Source organism: Polaromonas sp. P3_B1 (assembly GCF_056402935.1).
Window position 1 is genome coordinate 1 of sequence record NZ_JBFUGK010000070.1, and the last position, 9,346, is coordinate 9,346.

Annotated in this window: 14 protein-coding genes; 9 read left to right on the forward strand and 5 right to left on the reverse strand. The window is 55.9% G+C overall.

Annotation, left to right across the window (positions count from 1 at the left end; genetic code table 11):
• Window positions 1-128: 128 nt before the first annotated feature.
• Both AC1DXS_RS24350 and AC1DXS_RS24355 read right to left on the reverse strand, forming a co-directional pair.
• Window positions 129-734 carry a HEPN domain-containing protein gene (locus tag AC1DXS_RS24350; RefSeq protein ID WP_477740016.1) on the reverse strand — a complete coding sequence of 202 codons (606 nt, stop codon included), beginning with the start codon at window positions 732-734 and terminating at the stop codon, window positions 129-131.
• A complete protein-coding gene (locus tag AC1DXS_RS24355; protein ID WP_477740017.1) occupies window positions 715-1,305 on the reverse strand; it encodes a hypothetical protein in 591 nt (196 codons plus the stop codon). Before AC1DXS_RS24355 ends, AC1DXS_RS24350 begins: the two co-directional genes overlap by 20 nt.
• Window positions 1,306-1,395: 90 nt before the next feature.
• Between AC1DXS_RS24355 and AC1DXS_RS24360 the strand changes: the two genes are divergently transcribed.
• From AC1DXS_RS24360 to AC1DXS_RS24400, 9 genes are all read left to right on the forward strand, one after another.
• Window positions 1,396-1,683 carry a hypothetical protein gene (locus AC1DXS_RS24360; protein WP_477740018.1) on the forward strand — a complete coding sequence of 96 codons (288 nt, stop codon included), beginning with the start codon at window positions 1,396-1,398 and terminating at the stop codon, window positions 1,681-1,683.
• A complete protein-coding gene (locus tag AC1DXS_RS24365; RefSeq protein ID WP_477740019.1) occupies window positions 1,680-1,868 on the forward strand; it encodes a hypothetical protein in 189 nt (62 codons plus the stop codon). The genes AC1DXS_RS24360 and AC1DXS_RS24365 overlap by 4 nt, the downstream gene beginning before the upstream one ends.
• Window positions 1,869-1,947: 79 nt before the next feature.
• A complete protein-coding gene (locus tag AC1DXS_RS24370; protein WP_477740020.1) occupies window positions 1,948-2,268 on the forward strand; it encodes a hypothetical protein in 321 nt (106 codons plus the stop codon).
• Window positions 2,269-2,365: 97 nt separating this feature from the next.
• The gene (locus AC1DXS_RS24375; protein ID WP_477740021.1) at window positions 2,366-2,584 is read left to right on the forward strand and encodes a major capsid protein; all 219 of its coding nucleotides are present in this window, start codon (window positions 2,366-2,368) and stop codon (window positions 2,582-2,584) included.
• A gap of 1,341 nt (window positions 2,585-3,925) precedes the next feature.
• Window positions 3,926-4,171, forward strand: coding sequence for a virulence factor TspB C-terminal domain-related protein (locus AC1DXS_RS24380; RefSeq protein WP_477740022.1), 246 nt, complete (start codon window positions 3,926-3,928; stop codon window positions 4,169-4,171).
• Between the two features lie 2 nt (window positions 4,172-4,173).
• On the forward strand, window positions 4,174-4,458 hold the full coding sequence (locus AC1DXS_RS24385; RefSeq protein WP_477740023.1) for a DUF2523 family protein: 285 nt from the start codon (window positions 4,174-4,176) through the stop codon (window positions 4,456-4,458).
• A complete protein-coding gene (locus AC1DXS_RS24390; protein ID WP_477740024.1) occupies window positions 4,455-5,732 on the forward strand; it encodes a zonular occludens toxin domain-containing protein in 1,278 nt (425 codons plus the stop codon). The genes AC1DXS_RS24385 and AC1DXS_RS24390 overlap by 4 nt, the downstream gene beginning before the upstream one ends.
• A 275-nt stretch (window positions 5,733-6,007) precedes the next feature.
• Window positions 6,008-6,907 (forward strand): rolling circle replication-associated protein, encoded by a 900-nt coding sequence (locus tag AC1DXS_RS24395; RefSeq protein ID WP_477740025.1) that lies wholly within the window; start codon window positions 6,008-6,010, stop codon window positions 6,905-6,907.
• A 33-nt stretch (window positions 6,908-6,940) separates the two neighbouring features.
• Complete coding sequence (locus tag AC1DXS_RS24400) at window positions 6,941-7,516, forward strand: recombinase family protein (protein ID WP_477740026.1); 576 nt, start codon at window positions 6,941-6,943, stop codon at window positions 7,514-7,516.
• Between the two features lie 60 nt (window positions 7,517-7,576).
• On the opposite strand, the gene AC1DXS_RS24405 is transcribed toward AC1DXS_RS24400, so the two are convergent.
• From AC1DXS_RS24405 to AC1DXS_RS24415, 3 genes are all read right to left on the reverse strand, one after another.
• Window positions 7,577-8,056 (reverse strand): hypothetical protein, encoded by a 480-nt coding sequence (locus AC1DXS_RS24405; RefSeq protein ID WP_477740027.1) that lies wholly within the window; start codon window positions 8,054-8,056, stop codon window positions 7,577-7,579.
• Window positions 8,053-8,838 (reverse strand): hypothetical protein, encoded by a 786-nt coding sequence (locus AC1DXS_RS24410; RefSeq protein WP_477740028.1) that lies wholly within the window; start codon window positions 8,836-8,838, stop codon window positions 8,053-8,055. Before AC1DXS_RS24410 ends, AC1DXS_RS24405 begins: the two co-directional genes overlap by 4 nt.
• Window positions 8,839-8,919: 81 nt before the next feature.
• Window positions 8,920-9,102, reverse strand: coding sequence for a hypothetical protein (locus tag AC1DXS_RS24415; RefSeq protein WP_477740029.1), 183 nt, complete (start codon window positions 9,100-9,102; stop codon window positions 8,920-8,922).
• Window positions 9,103-9,346 lie beyond the last annotated feature (244 nt).

Sequence of the window (9,346 nt, forward strand, 5' to 3'; positions counted from 1 at the left end):
GTCATCTTCCATCGCGTGCGCCGAGGCCGTTTAGTGCCCAGGTGATCGTATTCAAAGTAGTAGTACGGCTCGGAGTGCATTCAGCATTTATACTGGATAAATAAACAGTATTCAACAGCTCAGCGGCTTCACCTGCCACCGTAGTTAAAAGCTATCCACCGATGATGGCGCTCGATCAACGAGGGAAATCTCGCCATCAAGGGTGCATTGTTTTGCAACAGCCAAGTAGTTTCAGGGAATTGAAGCTCACGCCGCTCAACCATCAGCAACGCTCGGACATAGACCCCCGTTCGAATCATGACATCGGGAGGGGCCGGCATTGAAGCAACAATTCGATCAAGCAGCAGATCTATTTGAGCAATCTCCGCTGTGGACGAGGAGGTTAGCTGCCCAGGATTATCGGGATACCGCCCTTGGTAGTGCCCCTGTAGGCGCCCTATTGTTTGCTGGTGCGCGGAAAGATCGGCTATGCCAGCGTCCTGAACATCTGCAGCTAGCTCCATGACTTTATGGGTGTAACGGCGGACGTTAAGACCGGGCGTCTTAAGCAGCAGCATTGCCTTCAGGTACTTCTCTACCGACTGAGCAGCGAGCTCAAACCCGGAAAAGACGTGATTGAGCAAGCAGCACCTGGCACCGACGTAGTCCAGTGTTCCCCGGTCCATCAACATCACGGCGCGGTGATTTGTGCTGCAAAAAGTTTGCACCTCGGCACTAGTCAAAATCTGGCTCATCGGAACATCTCCCGATGGGCAGTCTACGCCGCTGTTTGTCGCGCTTCGCTACATGGGGGAATCCCCCCATCCGCTTCGTTCCCCCGAACATCCGGCGGTGGTGGCTCATATTGAGCTTGGTCGCTGAGTTTGATGCAAAGTAAAAAAGCCCGGAAATCCCGGGCTTGAAGATGTTGTTCGAATTCCTCCGTTTCCGCCAAGATGACCCCTGTAGGCTTTTTGCTTGCAGGGGTTTTTCTTTGGGCGCTGGCAATCCGTCTGTTTCCGGTGGGAATGCGTCAAGCATTGCTCGGATTGTGGCTTTGGCTTGGGCCTCGTAATCGTCTGTGGGGTCGAGGGAATCTTCAAAGTATTCGAAGATTGTCCGCAGGCGGTCTGCGCCGGCTATTTCCGCTATCTGGATTCGTTTTTTAAGGCCGCATGCACGCTTGCCCTTCTTGATGTCGCTCAGGTTCTGAGGGGTGACGTCGATGAGTTTTGCGAGTGCCGTCTGGCTTCCCGCGACCTCTGCTGCTCGTTCAATGGTGTCGGCTAACGGCATTTTTCGCTTCTCCATGGTTGATTTGTACACGCAATAGCGTGTATATTTCGTTTACACGCTGAAACGTGTATTTACCCCTTCGCATGGGTAATTATCGATCAACTCATTGGAAGGCACTCCATGAAACATTTGACATTTGACGAATCGGTAGCTGCTCGGGATGCATGGAATGCCCGTTGCGCTGCTGCACAGAGCACTCCCCCTGCTGAAAACGATGAGGCCCGCCGGGTGCCTCCGGCCGCTGATTCTGGGCAGGGGGTGTGCATCCCGTTGTACAGCCTCTCGTACTCTGACATTGATGGTCATTTTGACGTGTGCAGTGGCGTGGGTGCCGCTGACGCGGTGGTGCTTTTGCGCTCGCTGTTGGGTCGAGGCATCTCTGCTGTCACGGTGGAGCGGTTGCCATGAGCGCGCCGAAGGCCTCCAACCTCGATTGCACCCGTCGCCGTGCGGTTAAGAAGGGCTGCGTGGTGCAGTTTCCAGGCGGTGCCACCGTGCGGGTCCAACGCGTTCGGCTTGGCCTGTTTTGGTCTGAGTGTTCGCACTTCGACACCTTCTTCTCCTGCAGCAAGGTCAAGGTGCTCAGTGATTGAGTCTGGCCTTAAGCCTTCGCGTGAGGGCTTCGGGCCGGGTTCCGGCACTACATCAACCATCGACTAAAGGAAATTCATCATGACCGTTTTTTCATCCACCGTTCGCATCCTTACCGTCGAAAACGAGGAGCGCACCACCGCCAAGGGCAACAAGTTCCCGCACTTCGCTGCGCGGTCCATCCTTCTGGGCGATGACGGCGAGACCGTCATCACTGTGGGGGCACTCCGCACCCGCGATGCAGCGCTGCAGGCCAAGTGTGTTCCCGGTACGTTCCGCGCAACCTTCGCGCTGCAGGTGCCGGACTGGGGTGACAACAAGGGCGACATATGCGCCGTGCTTACCGACCTGACTCCGATCCCTGCCTCTCAGATTCGCCGCGCTGCTCCTGCTTCGACGTGAAGTGACTCCAGCCTGTAGACCCGCATCGCTGCGAAGCGCCCGGGTCTATGGGGTGTAGTTCCGGATTCACCGGGCCACCTTTTGAGGAGTAAGACGTATGTTTGGTATCAAGAAAATTTGGGCCGTCATTATCGGCTTCATTTTGTCCCTGAGCGTGGGCCTGGCTCACGCCGTGGACAGCGAGCTGGTGACATCGGCAAAGGCCGGCATTGACACTGCCAAGAGTGACATGCTGTCGGTCGGGGGTTCGCTGCTGATCCTGTTCGCGGCGATCTTCGGCCTGTACATGCTCATCAGCATGTTGAAGAAGCGCTGATGGCTGCTGGCTTCAATTCCGAGGGGGTGTGCTACCTCAGCGTAGGCGAAGCCTTGAACGCCCGCTGCAGCACAGTTTCATCCGTCCTTGCGGACGGGTCTGTGATGGTCTGCAGCGGCGTTTCAAACCTCACTTCTGCCGGTGGGGATCTCTCATATCAAAGGACTTCACCTACAGGTGCGGTCACCGTGCAGCTTGTGCCTGTGCTCCCCCTGCCATGCGACAAACCGACCTGGGGTGACACCTATTCCCCTCTCGTAGGTCAGTACATGCTGTTTCTCATTGTTCTTCTCGGGATACGAGTTTTGATCGGCATGTTTAAACATGACAACCTCCCATCATGACCATCGATCTGATCGTCTTCGCCGCTATTTTGCTCGCGGTGTTTTGGTTCTTCTGCCATTGATCGCCTGCGGGTCAGCGCTCGCGCTTAGTTGTGCTGACCTCGATGCAGCCCTAAATGCTGACGGTGCAAACTTCGTTGCTGAGAGTAATGCCGCCCGCGCTAGCTGCCTGGCGTCTAGCCCTCCCAACTTTTGCGGCGCCGTTAATCCTGGGTTCAATATCGAGTCACGCACAGTGGCCGGTGGCATTGAGAAGCGAATCGACAAGTACGCCACCAACTCGCCTAGTGAGGGGTCACAGCTCGTGCACTACGCTTACAGCGAGTGGTACGCATGTACCTCTTCATCATGCACGGCTGGTCCTGCAGGGTTTCATCGGGGTGTTGTCGCCGGCGAAAAGGTGAACCCCTTCAACACCTGTCAGGACGGCTGCGTGACTGCCGCCATCCCAAGGCTTGATCTTGGCGTTTCCGTGACCACCGGCAGTCCTGTGCAGACCTACGCGACGTGGGAGCTAGTGCGTAAGGCCGATGCCTGTGACCCTGCAACATCTGGGCTGCCTAGCCTTCCATCCTCTGGCACTACCCCGAGTCAGCCTACGCCCGAGGCACAGTGTCCTGCAGGGCAAAGGCGTGTGTATTTCGCGTCGGGTGTGCCCACCTGCGCCCCCATACCGGAGGATCGCTTCTGTCCCCCTGGGTACACCTACGGGACCATCAACGGCAAGGACACCTGCATTAGCCAAAGTAGCGGGCCGCCAACCGCCAGCAGCCCTGCCACAACGGACAAGACGCCGGCTACGGAATCGAAAGAATCGAGCACCACGGTAACGAACCCGGACGGGTCCACGACGACTACCACCACCAAGAGTGATGGCAGGGGCGGCGGCTCTGTCACGACGACTACAAAAAGCTCCGATGGCAAGACCGTCGAGTCAGTCACCAAGAAGATGGGTGATGACCCTGACGGTAAGTGCGAGCCTGGCACGCTCGGTTGTATGAAGCCTGGTACTCCCAGTGGTGATGGTCCGGCCAAGTCTGAGCGCACGGTCACGCTTGGCGGTGCTGGGCTTAGTGGGTTCTCCAGCGAGTGCCCTGCTGATCGCAATATCGATACCCAGTTCGGTACGGTGCATGTGAGTTTTTCTTCTGCCTGCAGCGTTGCGCCCAATCTCAAACCCTTAATTTTGCTCGCCGCTGCGTTGATCGCTATGTCGATCGTTGTCGGTGCGCTGAGGTCTTAACCATGGACTTAACAAGTTGGCTCTACAACATGGTGTCGCCCCTGGTGGCCCGTGTTCTTACAAGCCTCGGCTTGAGCATGATCAGCATCAAGGGCGTCGATGTGGCCTTTGACCAGGTCAAGGGCTACATGCAAACGGCCGTCAACAGCTTTCCTGCGGACCTGTTGAAGCTCGGCGGGCTGTATGGGATAGATCTCGGCTTTCAGTGGATCCTTGGCGCGATCTCGTTCAGCCTCACTATGTGGGCGCTGAAGTCGTCCTTTTCGTTCTTCGGGAGCTCGTCATGATTTTGATCATTACGGGTGCGCCTGGGAGCTGCAAGACGCTCTACACCGTCACGGAGTTGATGCACAAGCGCTTTGCTGGGCGCGAATTCCTCGTCAACGGTATCCCGGGGTTGCTGGTCCCGCATCAGGTGATCAGCGATGAGGATGTGATGCTTTGGCATAAGGGCGGGGTACAGGTGCCTGAGCAGATTACCTTTGAGCCGCTGGCACCTCCTACCCCCGAGGATGAGGCGGCTGCGGCACTGAATGAGGAGGAATATGCTGCGGCGGCTGCGGCTGGTACGTTGCCTCCGCCGCGTCTGCGGAATATTGTCAAAAAGATTCCAGCCCAGCCGTCGTTCGATGTCAAAAATAAAGTGATTTTTATCGATGAAATTCAGCGCCTGGCACGCCCTCGTCCAGCATCGCAGAAGCCTCCTGATTGGATTGCAGCGCTTGAAGTTCATCGGCATTACGGCGTTGACATAGTGGTCATCACACAGCACCCGCAACTTATCGATGTAAACATCCGCCGCCTGTGTGGTCAGCACATTCATATGCGCCGGATGTGGGGTCGCGCTCGCGCCATCACCTATACCTGGGATCACTGCGGTTCGCCAGAAAGCCCGAAGACTGCGCAGATCGGCACGTGGGGTTACAAGAAGTGGGGATACAAGCTCTATAAGAGCGCGGAGGCTCACACCAAGTCGGGCATCAAGATGCCGCCTCTCGTGTACCTGCTGGGCGCGTGCATCATTGCTTTGCCTATCTCGCTCTACTTCACCAGTCACAGGCTGTTGACGCGGTTTACTGGCACTGAGGCCCCTGCCGTATCTGCTGCGGCACCTTCGAGCAAGCCAGGCTCTCCTTTGTTGGCCGGTACGCAAGCACCAGGTGTAGCACCTCCCGCGGCTGTTACTCGAATTCGCGACATGCACGATCCCGGCGACAGGCCCATGTATGACGACAAGCGCGAGATAGTCGCTGTGCCTCGGGTAGCCGGCTGCGTTCGCACGGCTAAGCGCGGGTGTACCTGCTACACCCAAAATGCCACGCCTGTTCCCATGCCCCAGGACATGTGCGAAGACCGGCTAGCCGTGCCTAAATTCGATCCATACGCCGCGATGTGGCCTGCCGGCAGGGGTAGCCCGTCCTTTTCGCCCGCGACGCTTGTAGACCCTCCTGCGGCCGATCCCGTACAGGTGACAGGCACCGGCTACGGCTTACGTGATGGTGCCGTGATCGCGGCCATGAACAACCCCAAAGGGAAGGCCAATGCGCCCGGCGCCCGCTAAGTCACTTCCTGATAGACCGGTATTCGTGGGGGTGCCCTTTAGGGGGGAGGAGAAGCCTCCCCGGGGTATGGGGTGCAACCCCATGGTGACTGTTTGCATGGGCAGAGCGTCGGCTATCGGACGCCGCCCGGAAGGCCGCAGGCCCGGGCGGCGCGGAGCGCCGCTTAATTTATCTATTAGGGATAAGTGAACCAAGAGGTTCTCTCGGAAATAAAAAGGCCCGGCACTGCGTCAACAGTCCGGGCCAGATCAGCAAAAAGAAATGAGGCTTGCCGATGGAAAGTATCGTAAATCACAAAGGGTATTGGTGCAAGGTGCAGCAGCAGGGCTGGAAGATCCGTACATGGAGTTCCGCCGCCACCGGCCAAACTGAAACCATTGTTTACCCGCGAAAGATTTATGTCCCCCTGGTGGACATAGACGACCCTTCGTGCCTGGTGCAAGAGGTAGACCAGTCCGGGACCGTGCTCGATGAGGAGCGCAAGGCCAAGGCCCGCGAAATGGCGCGCTCACGTGAGCGCTCAAGGGCAAAGACGAAATGCCGCCATCGCATCAAGAGTCACGACCTGTCGCAGATGCTGACGGGCACCTACAAAGAGAACATGACCGACTTTGACAGGGTGCATAAGGACTTCAAGGCATGGACTCGCCTTATGTCGAAGTACATCAAGAATTTCCGCGCTGTGTGGGCTTTTGAGGAACAGGAGCGGGGCGCCTGGCATTGGCACGCTGCTATCGATAAGCTGCCACCCTATATCCGTGTTGGCGGGCATCCTGTGCGCTCTTACGCCTTCGTGCGGCAGATGTGGCTACGTGTGGTCGGTGAGTTTGAGGGGAAGCCCAACGGCACTGTGAACGTCGATGGCCATAACAAAACCAAAGTCGGCACGCCGGCTAAGTGGACAAAGAAACAAAGCCTCGCGCAGATCGCGGCGTATGTCTCGAAGTACCTGACCAAGGATCACGGTGAGGGTCTGTCGGGTCGCAATATGTGGGGCTCTTCTCAGCATCTCGACGGCGATAAACCAACCACAGTTGTGATTGCTTCGAATGAGCCTTTATATCGAGTTATTGACCTCTGTTTGGCGAATGGGGTGCCTGAGGGGCACCGAATCGTGAATCACCGCCTCGGGCGCTTTGGTGATTTTTGGCTTTTATATACCGAGCCGTGTTGATAGAWTTTTCTCCCAACTATTAAGGGAATATCAATGCTGATTGGATATGCGCGTGTCTCGACGAAAGACCAAGAAACAGATCTGCAACTTGATGCGCTTGCGCGTGCTGGCGTCACGCAGATTTTTGAGGAGAAGGCTAGCTCTGTGGGCGCGCGGCCTCAACTCCGTCGCTGCCTCGCGGCTCTGCGCCCTGGCGATGTTTTTGTGATTTACAAGCTCGACAGGGTTGCGCGTTCGCTGCCTGACTTGCTCTCTATCTTGGCCGACATAAAAGCTGCTGGTGCGCTGGTTAAAAGTCTTACTGAGCCTCTTGACACGACCACTGCCATGGGGTCGTTTGTCATTCAGATTTTGGGTGCTGTCGCTGAGCTTGAGCGGGGGATCATTCGTGAGAGGTCTATTGCTGGTCAGCGTGCGGCGCGTGATCGTGGCAATCTTCCTGGCCGTCCTCGCTCGTTGTCGCCAGAAGACGAGGTAGAGGTGGTGCGGCTCTATCTCACGGAGCGATACACCATAGCGTCGTTAGCGCTGCGGTATGACGTTTCTGATTCCGTAGTAAAGCGCGCGTTGTATCGAGTGAGAAAACCGGGGCACTCAAGCTTGAAATAGCCGACGGCTGGCTGCTCCTAGCTGGCGCGATCCGTTTTCAGGCGAGGGGCGCAGCGCCTCTCAATCGGAGGTTTTTTTTATTGGCCAAAGGCAACAGGTTGTGCGTTCACCCATGAACCACACACGCTCGAATAGATGCGCAGTATTGTCGAGTAACGATACCAGCGTGGGGACAATAGCATCATCGGGCGTGATGATCTGATTATCGGTATAGATAAGCAGTTCGATGCGGCATGCGCTCGTCATGTACTTCTTGGTGAGCTTGTTCCGAATAATTCGGTCGGTCGGGTCAGCCGTAGAAAACGCATCCTGACGGGCATTTGGCCCTGCAGCCTGTACTTTGGCGATTTCTGGATCTGTCAGGCTCACAAGCTCGAAAGCGATCGGCCCGTCCTGCGTATGGGTACATAGCAGATCAGGCTCAGGCTCCGGTCGACTTTGAACGCTGACCCACGCGATCTCCGTTCCCGTACGCCGCGAAAACTCCGCGAACACGGCCTGTTCATTCTGTTGCTTAGATATCAGCGATGCGTTCTTCATTCATCAAAAAAGGCCGCAGGGTTTTGCGGGTCATAACCCGGAAGCGTTAAATCCCCACCAAGCTTCCAAACGCCTCCACCGTAGCTCCACCTCGTGGCGAATTTCAGCACCCCATCTACACGCAGAACGCGGACCTTTAACAAGGAGGAATAGTTGTTCCTAGTCTGCAAAGAGATTTGCCACAAAGCCGACTCGCGGCCAGCACCAACTAAAAAATAAGCGTCGATCTCCATTGAGGGCCGTAGTACTGGGTGTGACCGTTCCTCCTGATGCACACCGCCTCCAACAGGATTAAGCGGATCCGGTAACTCAATCAGCTTTGAGCAAACGTCGTAAACAGGGAACTCACCCTTGTTAGCGAATGACACTATCAGTATGTCCCCACCTGAAGCAGCGAGGGGACGTACCACAAACTCGGCCTGGCTATCGCCACCAGTCGCAAGACCCACAATCTTGCGAGTCTGCTCCTCTAACTTTTGACTAACGTTATCGAGGTCACCGATCAACTTTACAGATCGATCAGAGATGCCGTCTAAAGTCTCCTCCTGGCTGACCTTGTGATCGACTCGAAAAACGTTGCCAAACAGAAATGACATCATCGTGAAGCTAGCGAATAGGTGAGCAAAAGTCTCCTTATTCCACCAACCGTCCGAGTATCGATACCAACCAGTCCAACCGACCGCAATAAGAATGGGTAAACGAGCCTCCACAAACAATCTTTTGGCGACCTTGCGCCAATGGGAGGACCAAGTTTTTGTCATGACCAGAATGTAGCCCAGCATGGACGTGTAGTGGCAGGTTTAGATCGGTAACCACCGAGAACCGATAGAGCATTGGCTGCTCTAGCAAACCCAAACCGTACCCTAATCAGGAGGCTTTTTCTGGTGTTTGAGCGGATCGAATCCCGGATGATTCGGAAAATTCGTGGGATCAGTGCCATACGGCTTAAAAGCAGCCGGATCGCCCATTAAATCCTGACGCACCTCTGCACTCCAAAGAAGAGGGCGATAACCCGGGTAATGTTCAGCCGCCCAGGCAATCGTCATCTTCCATCGCGTGCGCCGAGGCCGTTTAGTGCCCAGGTGATCGTATTCAAAGTAGTAGTACGGCTCGGAGTGCATTCAGCATTTATACTGGATAAATAAACAGTATTCAACAGCTCAGCGGCTTCACCTGCCACCGTAGTTAAAAGCTATCCACCGATGATGGCGCTCGATCAACGAGGGAAATCTCGCCATCAAGGGTGCATTGTTTTGCAACAGCCAAGTAGTTTCAGGGAATTGAAGCTCA

Excerpts from the sequence above, each read along its gene's own strand:
- AC1DXS_RS24370 (WP_477740020.1), top strand. The coding sequence starts at position 1,948 with ATGACCGTTTTTTCATCCACCGTTCGCATCCTTACCGTCGAAAACGAG.
- AC1DXS_RS24380 (WP_477740022.1), top strand. The coding sequence starts at position 3,926 with ATGAAGCCTGGTACTCCCAGTGGTGATGGTCCGGCCAAGTCTGAGCGC.
- AC1DXS_RS24375 (WP_477740021.1), top strand. The coding sequence starts at position 2,366 with ATGTTTGGTATCAAGAAAATTTGGGCCGTCATTATCGGCTTCATTTTG.
- AC1DXS_RS24405 (WP_477740027.1), bottom strand. The coding sequence starts at position 8,056 with ATGAAGAACGCATCGCTGATATCTAAGCAACAGAATGAACAGGCCGTG.
- AC1DXS_RS24365 (WP_477740019.1), top strand. The coding sequence starts at position 1,680 with ATGAGCGCGCCGAAGGCCTCCAACCTCGATTGCACCCGTCGCCGTGCG.
- AC1DXS_RS24360 (WP_477740018.1), top strand. The coding sequence starts at position 1,396 with ATGAAACATTTGACATTTGACGAATCGGTAGCTGCTCGGGATGCATGG.
- AC1DXS_RS24385 (WP_477740023.1), top strand. The coding sequence starts at position 4,174 with ATGGACTTAACAAGTTGGCTCTACAACATGGTGTCGCCCCTGGTGGCC.
- AC1DXS_RS24390 (WP_477740024.1), top strand. The coding sequence starts at position 4,455 with ATGATTTTGATCATTACGGGTGCGCCTGGGAGCTGCAAGACGCTCTAC.
- AC1DXS_RS24400 (WP_477740026.1), top strand. The coding sequence starts at position 6,941 with ATGCTGATTGGATATGCGCGTGTCTCGACGAAAGACCAAGAAACAGAT.
- AC1DXS_RS24395 (WP_477740025.1), top strand. The coding sequence starts at position 6,008 with ATGGAAAGTATCGTAAATCACAAAGGGTATTGGTGCAAGGTGCAGCAG.
- AC1DXS_RS24415 (WP_477740029.1), bottom strand. The coding sequence starts at position 9,102 with ATGACGATTGCCTGGGCGGCTGAACATTACCCGGGTTATCGCCCTCTT.
- AC1DXS_RS24410 (WP_477740028.1), bottom strand. The coding sequence starts at position 8,838 with ATGCTGGGCTACATTCTGGTCATGACAAAAACTTGGTCCTCCCATTGG.
- AC1DXS_RS24350 (WP_477740016.1), bottom strand. The coding sequence starts at position 734 with ATGAGCCAGATTTTGACTAGTGCCGAGGTGCAAACTTTTTGCAGCACA.